Origin of the sequence: Mesorhizobium sp. WSM3879 (assembly GCF_002294915.1) — a bacterium.
GTDB lineage: Bacteria > Pseudomonadota > Alphaproteobacteria > Rhizobiales > Rhizobiaceae > Mesorhizobium.
Window position 1 is genome coordinate 94,148 of record NZ_NSFZ01000006.1, and the last position, 17,372, is coordinate 111,519.

Consider the following 17,372-nt stretch of genomic DNA (forward strand, 5'->3'; position numbering starts at 1 on the left):
TCCCGGCGGACCCAAGAGGATTTCTTTGAGGTCAGTGATGTCTGACTGGCGTTCGCCGGGACGAATGACAACGCAGCCGGTCTTTCTGATCGAACGGCCTCGAGACAGGCCAATTTAGTATTCTTGTACGACAAACGGAGAGCCAGATGCTGTGTCTAGGATTGAACGGCGGATTGGACAAAGTCCATGAAAACAGGTTTCAGATTCCAAACACATTCATGCACGATGGCGCTGCGGTGCTCGTCCGGGACGGACAGGTCATTGCGGCAGTAGAAGAAGAGCGCCTGAATCGGATCAAACATTCCAACAAGCTCCCAATTAGCGCGGCTCAATACTGTCTTTCAGCAGCCGGGGTTCAGCTCAGCGAAATCGATCGTGTGGCGTTCTACGCTACCGAAGCCTACTCGAATGCCATGCTAGAAAACATGCTTGTTTCCCAGCCGGATGCCTCCATTCCGTTGGATGCTAAACTGTTGGTGCAGAAGCTGTTGGCGCAGGAATTCGGTACCGAACTCGACGCTTCGCGTATCTCATTCGTAAGTCATCATCAGGCGCACGCCGTGAGTGCTTTTGCAATGTCGGGCTTCGAGCAAAGTCTGATTTTTGCGGTCGATGGCTCTGGTGATTTCCTGTCGGGCCTAATGGCGATAGGATCCGGTACTGAAATTACGCAACTCGCGACTTTCCCGGAGAACAATTCCCTTGGGCAATTTTATCTCGAGACGATCCGGTATCTCGGCTACGGCTTGTTCGATGAATACAAGGTAATGGGGCTAGCCCCCTACGGCGATCCCGTTCCCTATCGCGAGCTTTTCGAGCAGTTCTATGAACTCTCAGCAAACGGCGAGTATCGCGTCCACCTGGACCGCATCGGTCCGACTTTGCTCCGCAGCATTCAGGTTCGGCAAAAGGGAATGCCATTCACCCAGCAGCACAAGGATGTGAGTGCGTCGTTACAGGAAGCGCTCGAACGCATCGTGTTTCACATTCTTCGGCATTATCGCGAGGCCACCGGGATGACGCGGTTATGCCTGGCCGGCGGAGTTGCGCACAATTGCTCCATGAACGGCAAGCTCCTCTATTCAGGACTTTTCGAAGACATCTTCGTGCAGCCCGCATCGCATGACGCTGGGTGCGCATTAGGCGCTGCACTAATCGCGTCTAATGAGCTGGGCCGCCCCGCGCCGCGTGCGCGATTGCAGGAGGTTTATTGGGGGCCGGATCTTGCGAGTGATCACGCTGTCGAAGAGGAACTAAAGGCATGGGCGGGGCACCTGGAGTTTGAACGCACCGAGGAAGTGGCGGATAGGGCAGCCGAGTGGATGGCCGGTGGGGCCGTGATCGGCTGGGTGCAAGGTCGTTCGGAGTTCGGGCCGCGCGCGCTCGGAAATCGCAGCATTCTTGCCGATCCCAGGCCCGCCACAAACAAGGACCGGATCAACGCTATGGTCAAGAAGCGGGAAGGGTATCGCCCGTTCGCCCCATCTGTGCTGGAGGAGGATGCGCGCGAATTCTTTGACCTTCCGGGGAGTGCGGGCGAATTTCCGTTCATGAACTTCGTAGTTCGTGTGCACGATTCCAAACGTGGTTTGCTCGGCGCCATCACGCACGTCGACGGTACGGCTCGGCTGCAAACAGTATCGCGCAAGGCCAGTCCTGCCTACTGGAACGTTATCAATGCCTTCAAGCAGCGCACTGGCATTCCAATGCTGCTCAATACGTCCTTTAACAACAATGCCGAGCCGATCGTAGATTCAGTTGCAGACTCGATTGCCACGTTCTTGACGACAGAGCTGGATGGACTTGTGGTCGGGCCGTACCTCGTCAAAAAACGGGCCGCAACGCTGCAGGACTGGACTGCGCTCGCGGTTTCATTGCCGCCATATGTGTCCCTGCATAAAGTCCGCGCATACACGGCGCAGGATCGCCAAGAGACCGTCTGCGAAATCCGAACGGATAACCGTGACTGCGCGCGTATTTCACATGACTTGTTCGATCTGCTGACGCGGATCGAAGGCGAGGCCGTGCTCGCAGAGCTCCTCGACACAACCACGATGGATCAAGCCCAGCGCGAGGCTCTCACATCAGAGCTGAGACGATTGTGGGAGCAGCGCCACGTCCGGATGCACCCCTCACGAGCTGCTCGCGTCCACCAAAAATGATGCCAGAGCCTGGACGACCGATACCAGCTGCCGAAACACCGGTGCGTCCAAGCACCTTCATATGACAAGCCGCTTGGTGCGGGGGATCCGGAGCAATTGGCCGAACACCCGGATCCTGATCCATAGCCATTTATTGCAGTCCGCAGGTTTTTCGACTGGTGCCGGGCCAATATATCGACTTCAGCCTCGGCCTGGTGCTCACCATGAGCTTGCGCAAGGCATGGCGCGGATCTGGAGCCCCGCACAATGGCGCGCTTCGAAGCGTCCCGGCGAAGGGCGAGTCCGAAGGTCAAATTCGTTCACGGAGCCGGCAGTTGGAGCCGCGTCGAACGCGTCATCGCCTCGTGTCGAGGGCAGCGAATGAAAGCGTGGCCAAGGCGAGCTGTTCTCAAGCTGCGCCACGCGTCGCTGAAGGATTTCCGCGAGGAACGTGGAATTGCTAGCGTGACGCGAACCTCAGTTGGCACGCCGATCTAAACCATGCGAGTTCGACTGGAGCGCCGCGGCCTATCGCGCGGGCAGCCGAGTTGGCCGTTCGCAGACGGTGCCAGTTTATCAGTCTTGGATCGGTGGGGCGGGCTCGGGCATCGACTTCGGACATGCTCTTGGCTTTCGGCAAGAGTAGCTGCAAACTGGTCCAGTTGGGAGGAAAAGAAATGGTCCAGTTTCCAGGTCCCGGCGGCTCAAACCGCTCGTACGGCATGGGTGCGCGCCAGATCTACGAATCGCTTCGCGAGCAGATCCTCAGAGGCGTCTACGACACCGGCAGCCAACTGCCCTCCTCACGTGGTCTCGCCGAGGAACTTGGAGTCTCGCGAACGACCGTCACCGCTGCCTACGAGCAGCTGGCGGCGGAAGGTTTCATCGACGTCCGTCAAGGCGCGCGCCATCGTGTCGCATCCTCGCTGATCGGACCTGAGCTAACCGCCAATCCCCCAAAACGGGCCGGCCCGGGTCACTTGTCGAACTATGGCGAACGGCTGCGTGGCACTCCGCGCTGGCCGGATCACCTGCCCAACAGGCTGAAGATCGATTTCCGATATGGCGACCTGGCGCCCTCAGATTTTCCGGCACCGGTTTGGAAGCGCGCGATGAACGCGGCTATGGCGCAGCGGCCTGCACGGCTCGCCTACGACCATCCGTGCGGTTCGCGCCGGCTGCGCCAGGCGCTTCAGGGCTATCTCTGGCGCGCCCGTACTGTGCGCTGCGACCCTGAGCAAATCGTCATTGTCAATGGGTCGCAGCAGGGGCTCGATCTCTGCGCGCGCCTGCTGCTCGACCCAGGGGACAGCTTCGTCATCGAGGACCCCTGCTACAGGATGGCACGCCAGGTCTTTGCCAGTACAGGTGCCACGCCGGTTCCGGTCGAGGTTGACGAGCATGGCATGCAGACGGAGCAACTGGCGGGGCTCGCGGCTCGGCTGGCCTATGCGACGCCATCGCATCAGTTTCCGCTCGGCGGTGTCATGCCGATCGCGCGGCGGCATCAGCTTCTGGAATGGGCGCGGGACGAGGGCGCCTACGTCATCGAGGACGACTACGACAGCGAATATCGCTACGATATCAGCCCCGTTCCCCCACTGCACAGCCTGGAGGATCATGGAGCCGTCATCTACCTAGGCACCATCTCCAAGACGCTCTCGCCGATGCTGCGCATCGGCTATCTCGTCGTCCCGGTGGAATTGCAGCAGGTTTTTGAAACCGCCAAGCAGTTTGCCGACCGGCATTCTCCGATGGCCGAGCAGGAGTCATTGGCCTCTCTGATCGAGAGCGGCAGCTATGAAAGCCATGTGCGCCGCGTGCGCCGCCTCAACGGCGAGCGCCGGGAGGTGTTGCTGACCACCATGAAACGGAGTTTTCAAGATAGGATCGCCGTCCAAGGGGCAGAGGCCGGACTGCACGTCGTCATATGGTTCAACGACCTGCCGCGGTCGCGCGAAACGGCGTTGGTCGAAGCCGCGCAATGCGCAGGTCTAGGTCTGCACCTCATTTCGCCGCTTTATCATGGGCAATCGGGAGCAGGCGAGGCCGATCGCGTCGGGCTTGTCATGGGCTATTCTGCCTTGGGCATCCGGCAGATCGAAAAAGGCGTCGAGATGCTGCGGGACGTCGTCGCTCAACTCTGAGACGCTGACAGTTTCCGCATGCGGAGTAGGACACGTTCGCGGGTGCTCATCGTAAACAGTTCATCGTTGAAAGCAGCCGGGCAACGGCCGCGCTCATGGCCGGCTGACTTGGGTTGATGCTGCTTGCCCCCCCGTGAGGTTGCACTTCGGTCGGTGCGTCGCACGACCAGGAGGTTCAGATCAAGGGCTTGATCTCATCTATTCACAAACTGGATGCTTGTCATCGAAGCAATCGATTTTGCGGATTGGACAGGACGTTGCATAGGAAGATGGAGCCCTAAAAGGATTGTCGATGTATACGTTGGCTCCGAGGAGCATTTCTGGTGTGTGCCTCCTGGGCTGCGCCGAACTTAGGCGAGCCGATCCGCTTTCCGATCAGGTTCGTCGGTGATCGGCGCAAGCTGCATCGGGTCGGCTCTTCGCCACAAGCTCCCTCAGGTGGCGTAGGCGCCTACCTCAACATCAACAAGGTCGAGGTTTTCCCATGCGCTTCCAAGGACGGTGGAGGTTGTGCTTGGAAACAAGTTGCAAGTGGCCGATCATGTCGAACTCTCCGACTCTTCCGAAAAACCTATCGAGGGACTGATCCTTTGATGGAAAGTTATTCGCAGCCGTTCGAAGTTGGGCTGGGGCTTCGGCCTAACGGCTACGACGCGCTGGTCGTCACGGCTTACTTGGGCCTGTTGCGCCGCCATCAGGATCGGCGAGGTTGATGTCGTGGCGGGAGAATTCGGGTTGCACGCGATGCGTCCGCATCTTGATCGGTTCGGAATCAGCAATTCATTTTGTATACCATATCCAGTGCTTTCTCACTTGGGGCACGCGCTGCGGAACCAATTTGAGGTCCTGCAGAAACAGGCGTGGCGGCTATCGCGTCTACTTTCGCGTACGATCCCACTCCGGAGTGCCGAACCTCGACCGGCCGTCTCGCGCGTTTGAGCACGTGCTCTCGTGGCTATGCCGATTGCGGGGCCGATGAGCAAATGGCCGGTACAACAATTGACCGGAAGGATCCAGAGCTATGAAATATCATGATGAAAGATGGGAGGTGCAGAGTGAATGCGCTGATGGAAGTCGGAGCGTTTATCTGACGTTTGACGACGGTCCCGATCCATTTTTCACGCCACAGATACTCGATGTGCTGGCGCAAAATGGGGTGCCAGCGACTTTCTTCGCCATCGGTGCCTGTGCCGCAGAGCACCCGGATCTCATCCAGCGAATGATCGCAGAAGGGCACGAGGTAGGCAACCACACCATGTCTCATCCAGATCTGTCCAAATGCGACTTGGGTGAAGTGCAACGTGAGGTATTTGAGGCCAACCGTGCCATTATGGCAGCATGCCCGCAGGCCTCGATCCGCTACATTCGCGCGCCATACGGCGCCTGGAGCGAAGAAGTGTTCACTGCGTCAGAGATCGCCGGGCTGGCCGCCCTTCATTGGTCGATAGACCCAAAGGACTGGGCGCGGCCCGGCACCGACGCAATCGTCGATGCAGTGCTCGCTTCGGTCCGGCCTGGCGCAATCGTGCTCTTGCATGACGGTTGCCCTCCCGACGAGTCCAGCACTCAAGCCAGTCTGCGCGACCAGACCGTTATGGCGCTGTCCAATCTGATTCCGGCATTACATGCCCGCGGATATGAAATTCGCTCGCTACCAGAACATCACTGAAATGCCGGATTGGACCTGCTTCCCGCCAGAACCTTGTGATCTCGCGCATGAAGGCTTGCAGGCCGTTTACGCCCTGCGCACAAGCACTTCGTCGACCTCGGACGAACTGCGACCGTTCGCTTAAGCGTGGAAGGTAGTTGTCACCTGCCGGACCCGCGCACGCTCTTGGCATTGCCTGGCCGACGCGCTCTCCTGGAGGTTGTTTTAACATGGCTCATTTTGCGTTAGCTCAATTCATTGGGCTTGCCAGAGGCCTATACCACATTCCTGCGTGATCGCGGGCCACAAGGTTTGGGAAACTAGCCGCCGTTGCCGTCGTTGCGGGATATGCACCACCGCTCGGCTGCGAAGGACGCAGGCTGTTGCCAGACTCGCCGACCCCGCCGCGGGATCTGTCCCTGATCGGATCGGCGCGATGCCGTCTTTCGTCAACTGGACCACGTCGATAGCTTCTGACTGGCTGTTTTCAGCAGGTCAGATTGCCAGTAGCTGACTGGTAACGCAAGGAGGGCTTGCAGCGAGCGGGCGGGCATCTGACCGAGAGATCGCCGCGCTCATCCCAAATAATCGTGAACCTCGTTGGAATCGACCATGATGCCAGAACTGACCCCGTTCGCCCTGTATCTCGCCGCGGCCTTCATGCTCGCCATCACGCCAGGTCCGGGCATCTTCTACGTTGCCGCGCGCACGCTTGCCGGCGGTCGTGCGGAAGGTATCGCTTCCAGCTTCGGCACCGGGGTAGGGGGCATGATCCATGTCCTCGCCGCAAGCTTAGGTGTCTCCGCGATCGTGCTCGGGAGCTCGGAACTGTTCTCTGCATTAAAGCTGTTCGGCGCGGTCTACCTCGTCTGGCTGGGCTTGCGCACCTTTCAAACCGCCCGCCGCAAGGGAGCGACTGGCGGCCATGACGGCGACCGGGTGAGTCCAGTCGGACCCCGGCGGGCATTTCGTGAAGGGGTGCTGGTCGAGGCTCTCAACCCGAAGACGGCAGCGTTTTTTTTAGCCTTCCTTCCGCAGTTCGTGAACCCGAGCGCAGGGTTCGTAGCTCTGCAATTCGTGGTGCTTGGCTCCTTGTCGATTGCACTCAACACGCTTGCCGACATCGTGGTTGCCTTCCTGGCCAGCGGCATTCAAGACGGCGCGGCAGCGCGTCCCGGGTTGATCCGCCGCCTAAGGGAAGCGTCGGGCGGCGCGATGATCGCGCTGGGCGTAGGCCTCGCTCTGGCCAAGAACCCGGCTGCCTGAATTGTGAATCCGATCGGTTGGCCGTCTCTGTGGGTTGGCGGGTTAGCTTGCGCAAGCAGATGGATGGCCCGAGCCAGCTTCGGTCATTGCACCTATTCAGGCAATTTCTCGGAAGGCGCGGCACCACAGTGAGAGAAGCGTGAGCTCGACCGACTCGCCTCCCGCATGAAGATCATTTCGGCCCTCGCATATCAACGGACGGTAGAAGACAAGTCAGCCGAGAATGGCTTCCGTTTCCTGGAAGGAAAACCAACCCATGCGCCAAGCATCGCCCCGCTTTGCACTCGATCATATGGCGACACCCGGACTTGACGTCGGGGCACTTTTCGCTTTTGCCCGCGACCAGGGGCTGACCGAGGTCCAGATCCGCGGCCAGCCGCGCAGCAATGCGGTTGCACTCGGCATCCCGGCAGCGGAGGTCCGGTCTGCCGCCGCCGAAGCAGGCGTTGGGATTCTTTCCGTCAATGCCTTGCAGCGCTTCAATGAGTGGACACCCGCCCGCAAGGCCGAGGCGAGCAAACTCGCCGATTACGCGGCCGCCTGCGGAGCCAAGATGCTCATGCTGGTCCCGGTCAACGACGGTTCCTGGCCCGCCAATGGCGAGCGCCGGGGCGATCTCCACGCCGCCTTGAAGGCGCTCAAGCCGATCCTCCAGTCGCGCGGTCTGATCGGTCTCGTCGAGCCGCTGGGCTTCCAAACCTGCTCGCTTCGATCGAAGAACGAAGCGGCTAAGGCCATCGCCGCTGTTGATGGCCAATCGGTATTCCGACTCGTGCACGACACGTTCCATCACACGCTCGCCGGGGAGACGTTCTTCTCCTGCGAGCTGACCGGTCTAGTGCACATTTCAAGAGTGAACGATCCAATCCACTGGATTTACCCGGATCGCGTCCTGGCAGGTTCCGACAATGGCAGCCAGATCCGGGCGCTGCTTGATGGCGGTTATGGGGGCCCCTTCTCATTCGCACCGTTTGTCGATGCAGCCCACCCGCTCGACGACTTCGCAGGCGCACTTGCCGCAAGCATCGATCTAGTCCGACACGGGCTATTGACCCGACTGGCGGCCTGAGACGCGGGTGTGGGGGTGCCTGCGGCGCCCTTTGGCGTCCGGCGGAGAAGTCATTCGGGACGCCTCCTGTAACAACACCTCTCGCATCCAGATGCTTGCCGGATCGCTGTTGTGAAGGGCGGGCCACTGGACGGCCTCGGTGAATGCGGGAAGCGGCAGCGGAAGTTCGACGATCCGCAGGGGCAAGGTTTTTTCGAAATATTTAACCAGCCGGAAGGGCATGCTGGCGATACGAGCTGTGCCTGAGACCATCGGCGGGATCATGCTAAAAGCCTGTACGACGATCTCGATACGTCTCTTGAGACCATGCTCAAGCAAAAACCGTTCCTCCATGGATGGCGTCAGCGCATGGCCGAACTTGACCGCAACGTGCCTCATAGACATGTAGCTCTCGAAGGTAAGCTGCCCTGGCAGCTGCTTGTTCGTGGGGCAGCCGACGCACACGAGTGTCTCGTCGAACAGCGCCGCTCTTGGATGCGCGCTCGACATGAACAATTCGGGACAAATCAGGAAATCGACGTCGCCGCGCCGGAGAAGCTCATCCGGATCGTCGTCGAGCGGCAGCAATTCGAAGCTGACGCCGGGTGCTTCGCGTGCAACACGCTCCACGACCTTTTCAAAAAACACGAGTGTGACGAAATCGGAAAGAATGATCCTGAAACGGCGATCGGATTGAGCCGGGTTAAACGGATCCCAAGAAATAATCGAGGATTGGATTGTCAGGAGTGCGCCGCGAACTGCGGGAGCGAGTGTCTCCGCACGCTGCGTTAGAACACGTTCGCGTCCGCTCATCGTAAACAGTTCATCGTTGAAATAATCCCGCAGCCGGCCGACGGCCGCGCTCATGGCCGGCTGACTCAGGTTGATGCTGTCTGCCGCCGCCGTGAGGTTGCGCTCGCTCAGCAGTGCGTCGAGCACGACGAGAAGGTTCAGATCAAGGCCCTTGAAGCGCATGGCTTTCACTTATCCATAGCGTGGATGCTCACGATCTAAACAATCGATTTTACCAAACTTCCATGGCGCTGCATAGATGACCGCACCCGAGATGCACCCGATCACGCCACTGCACGGCGTAGCGGCTCACTTGGACCTGCTGCGCCGTTTCCTCACGGTCGGCGAGGTTGATTTCTTGGTAGGCGAACTCGGATTGTACAACGGTGCAAGTCGGATCTTGAGAGACTCGGAATGAGCCATTCTATCCGCGTCATGCGTGTCCCACCGCAGCAGCCTGACATTCCATTCGCTTTCGGCACGGTTCGGCACGCTCTGTGGAACCACCTTGAGAAGTTCTGCAGAGACCGCCTGACGGCAATAGTGCCGTGCGTTCGCGTCGCCGCACATGATCGCGACCGCCGCCGCGATCGAGGTAGCGATCAGGCGCTGAGATTTTGTCCGCTCGCTTGCAGCCGATCGCCCCACAATACCATGCCCGATCCCCGTCAGTTTCGATCCTTTGCGCCGAAACTGGCCCGCTCGCCGTGCCCGCAGACGGCACGTAGCAATGCGATAGATAGGCTGGAGTCTGATGCTTGATCACATAACAATCGGAGCGAAAGCACGCGACTCGCGCCCAGCCGGAACAAACAACCGAGACCCAAGCTTTGATTTCGCCAAAGGTATACTCATTACTTTAGTGATAATTGGGCACTTATTACAATATTGCATTTATCGAGGCACTGACGCCTTCTGGCTGTCGCCGTATTTCAAGTCGATATACATATTTCATATGCCTCTCTTTATGGCCATAAGCGGCTATCTATCTTCTGCGGCAATTTTGCGAAAACCATTCATTCAGGGAGTCCGCAATCGAGCAACCCAGCTACTGCTGCCAATGCTTTTTTGGTGTGCGTTAATTTGGACGCTAAAGTCCACCGTGATGGTCCCGACGAAGAGTTTAACTGGTGGGTTGTTGGATCTTTTGAATGAGGTCATTGGAACATACTGGTTCATATGGGCGGCGTTTACGTCGTTCGTCCTGGTTAAGTTTTTTACAACTTTCAATCGTCTATCGATGTGGATCATAAGCGCATCTGCAATTGCGGTCGCAATCGCCCCCATCACATCATCGATAATCCCGTCGTTAAGATACACATACCCATTTTATTGTTTGGGTTTCTTTTTTGCCCAGTCGAAAGGGTGGCAAGAAAGTATTAGCTGGACCCACAAATCAATATTTTTGTTCCTACTTTCGATAGCAGCTTTCATATGCTTGCTATGGTGGGATAAGCAGACCTACGCCTTCAACAATCTCGTGTTAATCAATGATGAACGGTCAGCTAAACAAGTATTGCTAATGTTCGCCGGCTCTGCGGCGGCTTCTGCAGTGGCAATGCAGTTTATGTTGCAATGCTGGAGAATCGGGTATTCGACCAGAATAGCTCACTTTGTAGCGGTCGAGCTTGGTCAGAGCACGCTGCTGCTTTACCTGGTACAGGGTGCCGTGTTTCGCCTCACGGATTTTATACAGTTTGGAGAAGTCTGGAATCTCACGACCAGAATCGCGTTCGCAAGTGTTCTTGGAGTGGCCATTGTCGTAACAGCGATGGCAATTCGCAAGTTTGTGGGCGACCTTGGATATGTGTCGCAGATCGTTGTCGGAGCGCCGCCACGCCCAAGCCTGCTCAAACCTCAATCTGTGATCAATTAGCCACGTGAAAAATTCAGTTCATAGCTCCGGACCTGTCCGATCAACAGTTGTACACGCCGGCCATTCGCTGATCGGCCGCGCAATCGGCATAACCCGAGCACTTCCTCCACACGCGTGGGCGGCAGGTCAAGACACAACACCTCTGAGTGGGACTTACGCAATGGTCGCGATGACAAGCAACCACGTTGCGGACGGATGAGGCATGCGCTTCAAAGGCCTTGATCTGAACCTTCTCGTCGTGCTCGACGCACTGCTGACCGAGCGCAACCTCACGGCGGCGGCAAACAGCATCAACCTGAGCCAGCCTGCCATGAGCGCGGCCGTCGGGCGGCTGCGCCATTATTTCAACGATGAACTGTTTACGATGAGCGGACGCGAACGTGTTCTAACCCCGCGTGCGGAAACACTCGCTCCCGCAGTTCGCGGCGCACTCCTGCACATCCAGTGCTCGATTATTTCTTGGGAGCCGTTTAAGCCGGCTCAATCCGATCGCCGCTTCCGGATCATGGTTTCGGATTTCGTCACACTTGTGTTTTTTGAAAAGGTCGTGGAGCGTGTTGCACGCGTAGCACCCGCCATCAGCTTCGAATTGCTGCCGCTCGACGACGATCCGGACGATCTTCTCCGGCGCGGTGACGTTGATTTTCTGATCCTTCCCGAATTGTTCATGTCGAGCGCGCATCCAAGAGCGGCGCTATTCGACGAGACATTCGTGTGCGTCGGCTGCCCCACGAACAAGCAATTGCCAGGGCAGCTTACATTTGAGAGATACGTGACGATGAAGCACATTGCGTTCAGGCTCGGCCGCGCGCAGATGCCATCCATCGAGGAACGGTTTTTGCTTGAGAATGGCCTCAAGAGGCGTGTCGAGATCATCGTTCAGGCTTTTAGCATGATCCCGCCGATGGTCTCCGGCACATCTCGTATAGCGACCATGCCGCTCCGGCTGGTTCAGCATTTCAAAAACACCTTTCCCTTGCGGATCGTCGAACTTCCGCGGCCACTACCCACGTTCACCGAGGCCGTCCAATGGCCCACCCTTCACAACAGCGATCCAGCAAGTACCTGGATGCGGCAGATAATGTTGCAGGAGGCGTCCCGCATGTGAAGTCGCGGGTGCTCCCTGGTCCAGGTCTGGATTTTACTCAGCGCCTCGTACGGGTGCAAACGGCGCGCAAAAAATTGGGCCTGGCTCTTCGATGATTTTGGCATGACGGTGTGGTGCTGGCTTCCCCACTGTCCCCGGGTGCTTCCCGGAGGTCACGCGGCGTGCGCATCGAAACTGGAGACCCGGTTCATGACGGAATCCGCGATATACATGGACGGAGTTCTGCATGACCCAGAACAGCCAAAATCAACGGTCGGGTCCCGCCCTGCGGTGCGGTCATCTCGCTTGCCTTAGGCACCTTCGGGCTTGTGGCGGCAGAGTTTCTGCCTGCCAGCGTGCTGACGCCGCTCGCGCATGATCTCGGTATCACCGAGGGTGCAGTTGGACAGGCGCTGACAGCGACCTGCAATCGTCGGTGCCATCGCCGCGCCGACGATGGCCATCATCACAAATCGCCTTGACCGCAGGATCGTCATGTGGGCGATGACGCTGCTGCTGATCCTGTCGAACGTTCTATCGGCCGTCGCGGGGTCGCTGCCGGTTCTTGTGACCGCCCGCGTCGTGCTCGGAATAGCGATCGGAGGCTTCTGGTCGATTTCAGCAGCGCTGGCGATGCGGCTCGTTCCAAGTCACCTTCCTGCAGCGCGCCATGTCGATCATCCTCACCGGCGTTACCGTCGCTAAAGTCTGCGCGGCTCCTATCGGCGCCTATGTCGGCGACATCTGGGAATGGCGAACCGCCTTCATCATCGCTGCGGTCGTAGCCGCCATTACACTGATAGTGCAACTCGTGACCCTTCCGAGGCTGCCTCCGATGGGACCGGCCAGCTTTCGCCGTCTGCTGGACGTGGCCAGGAACCCGAGGATCAAAGTCGCGATTTTGGTCGTCCTGCTGGCGGCGTCCGGGGCCGATTGCGAAGCCTGCAACCGCCAAAGATCGTGCGCAGGATCGGACCGCGCGGCCGATCTGATTGCATCTATCCCCGCGCTTTCACTTACGGCCTCTTTCAACGGTCTAGGCATCGCGCTTGGGGCCGAGCAAGAACACCGTCAGGGCAGCGAGGAACGAGGCTACGGCGCTGTAGGCAAAAACACTGGCCACGCCGGCATTGTCCACGAGTAGTCCGCCGAAAACCGCGCCGGCTGCAGCGGCGCGCAGCACCATCCATGTCTGCATACCCACCGGCACCCCGCCGAAGGCAAAGCCCCATACGAAACCGCAATCACCGCGGCCCACGCCGATGCTCCCAGCGCGATGGCCACTTGGAACGTTGCGGCCATCAGTCCACCGGCGTTCTCGGCATGCTCGGGAGTTGGGACCTGCATCGACCGCGTTTTTTTAGTGGGTGATTGCGTGCGCAGGCCGGGGATCTGGGATGACGCGGCCATCGCACCTCTACCATTGCGCTGTTGCTGCTCCCCCGTCGAGGAAGGTCTTTGACGCCTCCCGCTCATCAGCACCGCGCCGGTCTGCACGTGGTAAGGATCGAGTTCGGCTGGGCGTCAGGATCGTTGCATGATCGAGATGCCTTGATTTGCTCGCGGGCGCGCCCATCCGAAAAACTTTTTTTGGGCCCGAAGGCGGACAAGAATGTTGCAAGCGCGACCAAAAGATCGCCTCGGCCGTCTGCCCGTACTGGGGCAATGGTCAAAGGCAAACGGCACGGCGATCGGCGCGCAACTTGCTCCGACAATTTTGTAGTGGGCGTCGTCAGCAGTGCTTCACGAGCTCAGCGGTGATTGACCAACGATTGGCGGCGTGGCGGTTGTCGAATCCTGACGAGAAATACCGTGAGGAGAGCCTTCATGCCCTATCCTTCGACCGGCCACGGGCTTGTGACGCCGGCTACGCTGCCCGATGATGCCGCATGCACGCGCCAAACCAGGCGCGATTGACCCTGCACACACAGCCAGCCTTATTGAAGACCGGAGCGGCGACTAGCCCGTCTTGGTCAACAGCAACCCATCGCACCAAACGTGGTCCACGCATCCCCACTCACACGCTGCCGAGGCATCGGGAAAGAAGCCCCGTCCGTTTAGGTTGGCACTCGTGTTGCAGAGCAGCGGAATGCCGGTGAGTTGTTCGTATTCGACCAGGAGCTCTGCAATTGGGTGATCAGATTTTCTAGAAACTGTCTGTAGTCGTGCAGTCCCGTCGAGATGAATGACTGCCGGGATTTTCTCTTTCCACTCCGAACGTGTTCGGTGATCGAACAGCATGTAGGGATCAGGCGTGCCAGGTTCAAATATATCAACTGCGCGATCCTCCAAGCATATTGGCGCTACCGGCCGGAAGTGCTCTCGACGTTTTACTTTGTTGAGGTGGTCCTTCATTTGGGGCGAAGTCGCGGCGGCCAGGATGCTTCTGCCTCCCAAGGCTCGTGGACCAAGCTCTGCACGGCCAGTGAGGAAAACGACAGGCTTGCCGTCGGCGAGCACGCTGGCCAGTTCTGCCACGCTGCATGGAGCAGCCTGCCATCCCGGCGACACGGGGCCATCCTTCATGTTTGGTCCGCTGTAGACCGACCAATCGAGGTGAACGAAGCCTTTGTCGGCAGCCAGCGCGCAGCAAGCGGCACCGAGCGCCGACCCGCTGTCGTTTGGGAACGGAGGCACCCAAACTGTATCGAACAAACCACTCGCCCGAAGTGCGCTGTTCCATTTGATATTCAGCCCGCATCCCCCGGCGATGCACAGGTTTCGCGTTCCGGCAACCGAGAGCCCACGCAGCGCGATTGCCATTTCGCGAACCAGAAGACGCTCGAGAAAGGCATGAAACGAAGCAAGTATGTCCTCAGGTGTCTCGGCGACCAGCCGTGCCTCGGCTGCATCGAAGAAATCATGCACGGCCGTGAGTAACGCGTCCTCGGAGCGGCTGTTGTTTCTATATTCAATAGCAAGCTTCGTGTCACCGGCGAAATGTTGGTCGTAAAGTTCCCCAAATACTGTCACGATCTTTTCGCTGACAGATCCGAGCGCGATATAGGCCATCAGCTTGCCGGCGATATCCAGATTCCAGCCGGTCCTCGTTTCCTGCCTGTAAGGACCGAAGTGTTGGCCCGCGGCGGCATAGGCATGACCCATCATCGGAAACAGGCATTCGATAAACCGCACTCCGCTTGGTTCCACGTAGTAAAGCCGCGGGAAGATGAAGCCGTCCCATACCAGGCAAAGGGCAGGTTCTTTGGCTTTGGCGAATGAACTGGTGCAGTATGCGGAAGCTACGTGGCCAAGGACATGCGGATAGCTTTCATAACAAAATACCCCGCCGCCCAGCACGAGGCCTGAGCCATGACAAGCTGTCAGGGGACTTTTAGGATCCCGCTCCACATATGGTGCCCCGTTGAGAGTGACTGGTGTGCCCTCACTAACAACCTCGAATTGCGACTCGATCTCACCGTCCCAGCCATCGATGACGAACCGGTCTACATCGCGCGGATCCAGGCCATGCTCCGCTAAGGCGGCAACAATCGTTTCAAGACGATCAATGGATTGATATCGAGGATTATTGTCGAGTTTTTCCTGCTCGATGCAGAAGGCCAATCGGCCGTCCTCGACGACAGCGATTGCCCCGTCGTGCGTTAGCTTAATACCGCAAATTCGCATAATAGATCCATGTCAAAGTTAGCTGTGGAACAACTTAGGACGACCGACGAACGTGAGCTGGAAAGCATCGGGCATACGCTTTCAAGCAATGCGCTATGCAGTATGAGAACCCATCGGTAAACTTGATTGTTTGGATATAGTGCATCCATGGCGTGGATATCGGGGCACATGCTCACAGGCGCCTGGTGGCCAAGCTTAGTGAGCACGCGAGCTCAATAGCGCGCCCCATTCAAAGCCTCCATGCCGACCAGACACGCCGGCAAATTGGCGAAGAAGCGGGCGACCGCATCGCGGCGCAGCCTCTTTCGCAAAGAGAGTCCTATGGTAATTGACGCCATAGGCTTAGTAAGCCGCCAAGGGCGCAGCGGTCGCCTTGACGCCATCGGCACTGCTCAGCGCCCGCGCGCCTGAGGCGCGCGCCGGGTGCTCGTGAACCGAGCCCACTTTCTTCGGCAAGCTCAGGCGGTCTCGGCCCTGCGGCTTCGCCCCCTGGCGCGGGGCAGCCTGTCGGCTGCTGACGGTCGCCGGCCTTTGGGCCGGCGTGGTTTCTTGTACTGGCCTTCCCCGGTGGCGCGCGGTGGGCGGCACTCCCTTCTAGGCCCGCCGCGGCGTCCCGCAACCCTTCGCTTCGCTTCGGGTCCGCCTCTTCGTTCCGGTCCTTCGGATGCGGTCCGCCTTGGACGTCGGGCCTTTCCGGTCGCTTTCGCCGCCCACCCCGCTTCCGGGGAGGGCGCGGGATTAGGAGCGGAGGACCAGACGATGGGTGCAAAATACGAGCGTTCCGGTAGCCAAGAGGCTGGCGCGGGCAGGGGCGGGCGCACGAGCGCCAGCCTTTATCAGGAAATCACTGATCGCATCATCGCCGAGCTGGAGCGCGGCACCGTGCCATGGGTCAAGCCATGGGGCAGCGCCAAGGCCGGCCTCGGCCTGCCCAGCAACGCGGCCACCGGTCGCGCCTATTCCGGCATCAACATCCTGATCCTTTGGGGCGCTGTCTTCGAGCGCGGGTATGCCAGCCAGAACTGGCTGACCTTCCGGCAGGCTCAAGCGCTCGGCGGCAATGTCAGGAAGGGCGAACACGGCACGACCATCGTCCACGCTGACCGCTTTGTTCCCAAGGAGGAAAAGGAACGCGCCAAGACGGACGGCGACGAACCGCACGCCGTGCCCTTTTTGAAGCGCTTCACCGTCTTCAATGTCGCGCAATGCGACAACCTGCCGGATCATCTTTATGCCGCCGCCAAACCGCTGCCCCAGCGTCAGATCGCTCCGCAGGCCGAGGCGCTGATTCACGGCTGCGGCGCTGACTTCCGCATCGGCGGCGATCGCGCTTTTTACATGCCGGGCAGCGACTTCATTCAAGTGCCGCCGCAGCCTGCTTTCTTTCACCAGATCGACTATTACCGCACCTGCTTCCACGAGCTTGGCCACTGGACCGGCCATCCAACCCGGCTTGCGCGCGACCTTTCCGGCTCCTTCGGCTCGAAGGTCTATGCGCGAGAGGAACTGGTCGCAGAAATCTGCGCAGCCTTCGTCTGCAGCAGTCTCGGTATCGAGCCGACCGTGCGCCATGCCGATTACATCGGCTCATGGCTCGCCGTGCTGCGCGAGGACAACCGCGCCATTTTCCGCGCCGCCAGCCAAGCCTCGAAAGCCGCCGATTTGCTGCTCTGCTCTATCCCCAGCACTGAAGACTCGGACCGTGAGGAGATCGCGGCGTGAGCGCGCACGATCCTCATA

The 17,372-nt window shown here is 59.0% G+C and carries 10 protein-coding genes and 3 pseudogenes; 9 read left to right on the forward strand and 4 right to left on the reverse strand.

Features of this window, described 5'->3' with window-relative positions:
- Positions 1 to 146: 146 nt before the first annotated feature.
- From CK218_RS15560 to CK218_RS15585, 5 genes are all read left to right on the forward strand, one after another.
- Positions 147 to 2,162 carry a carbamoyltransferase gene (locus tag CK218_RS15560; RefSeq protein WP_095776600.1) on the forward strand — a complete coding sequence of 672 codons (2,016 nt, stop codon included), beginning with the start codon at positions 147 to 149 and terminating at the stop codon, positions 2,160 to 2,162.
- Between the two features lie 656 nt (positions 2,163 to 2,818).
- Positions 2,819 to 4,288, forward strand: coding sequence for a PLP-dependent aminotransferase family protein (locus CK218_RS15565; RefSeq protein WP_095776694.1), 1,470 nt, complete (start codon positions 2,819 to 2,821; stop codon positions 4,286 to 4,288).
- Positions 4,289 to 5,309: 1,021 nt separating this feature from the next.
- Positions 5,310 to 5,957: a chitooligosaccharide deacetylase NodB gene (nodB, locus tag CK218_RS15575; protein WP_095802358.1), complete on the forward strand. Its 648-nt coding sequence runs from the start codon at positions 5,310 to 5,312 to the stop codon at positions 5,955 to 5,957.
- Between the two features lie 594 nt (positions 5,958 to 6,551).
- Positions 6,552 to 7,202 (forward strand): LysE family translocator, encoded by a 651-nt coding sequence (locus CK218_RS15580; protein WP_095776693.1) that lies wholly within the window; start codon positions 6,552 to 6,554, stop codon positions 7,200 to 7,202.
- A gap of 256 nt (positions 7,203 to 7,458) precedes the next feature.
- Positions 7,459 to 8,271, forward strand: coding sequence for a TIM barrel protein (locus CK218_RS15585; protein WP_245435053.1), 813 nt, complete (start codon positions 7,459 to 7,461; stop codon positions 8,269 to 8,271).
- On the opposite strand, the gene CK218_RS15590 is transcribed toward CK218_RS15585, so the two are convergent.
- Complete coding sequence (locus CK218_RS15590) at positions 8,248 to 9,225, reverse strand: LysR family transcriptional regulator (protein WP_095776596.1); 978 nt, start codon at positions 9,223 to 9,225, stop codon at positions 8,248 to 8,250. The genes CK218_RS15585 and CK218_RS15590 overlap by 24 nt on opposite strands.
- A gap of 571 nt (positions 9,226 to 9,796) precedes the next feature.
- Between CK218_RS15590 and nolL the strand changes: the two genes are divergently transcribed.
- Positions 9,797 to 10,918, forward strand: a complete 1,122-nt coding sequence (nolL, locus tag CK218_RS15605; RefSeq protein WP_095828262.1) for a nodulation factor fucose acetyltransferase NolL — start codon at positions 9,797 to 9,799, stop codon at positions 10,916 to 10,918.
- A gap of 18 nt (positions 10,919 to 10,936) precedes the next feature.
- On the opposite strand, the pseudogene CK218_RS30160 reads toward nolL, so the two are convergent.
- Positions 10,937 to 11,046, reverse strand: a pseudogene (locus CK218_RS30160) (acyltransferase); the annotation flags it as partial.
- A 74-nt stretch (positions 11,047 to 11,120) separates the two neighbouring features.
- Between CK218_RS30160 and CK218_RS15610 the strand changes: the two are divergent.
- A complete protein-coding gene (locus CK218_RS15610; protein ID WP_095828263.1) occupies positions 11,121 to 12,026 on the forward strand; it encodes a LysR family transcriptional regulator in 906 nt (301 codons plus the stop codon).
- Between the two features lie 210 nt (positions 12,027 to 12,236).
- Positions 12,237 to 12,933, forward strand: a pseudogene (locus CK218_RS15615) (MFS transporter); the annotation flags it as partial.
- A gap of 108 nt (positions 12,934 to 13,041) precedes the next feature.
- On the opposite strand, the pseudogene CK218_RS31125 reads toward CK218_RS15615, so the two are convergent.
- A pseudogene (locus CK218_RS31125) lies at positions 13,042 to 13,283 on the reverse strand (MFS transporter); the annotation flags it as partial.
- A gap of 681 nt (positions 13,284 to 13,964) precedes the next feature.
- Entirely contained in the window at positions 13,965 to 15,632 is a 1,668-nt protein-coding gene (nodU, locus tag CK218_RS15625) for a nodulation protein NodU (protein WP_095776591.1), read from the reverse strand.
- A 759-nt stretch (positions 15,633 to 16,391) separates the two neighbouring features.
- Between nodU and CK218_RS15630 the strand changes: the two genes are divergently transcribed.
- Positions 16,392 to 17,354 (forward strand): zincin-like metallopeptidase domain-containing protein, encoded by a 963-nt coding sequence (locus tag CK218_RS15630; RefSeq protein ID WP_095828264.1) that lies wholly within the window; start codon positions 16,392 to 16,394, stop codon positions 17,352 to 17,354.
- The last annotated feature ends 18 nt before the right edge of the window (positions 17,355 to 17,372 follow it).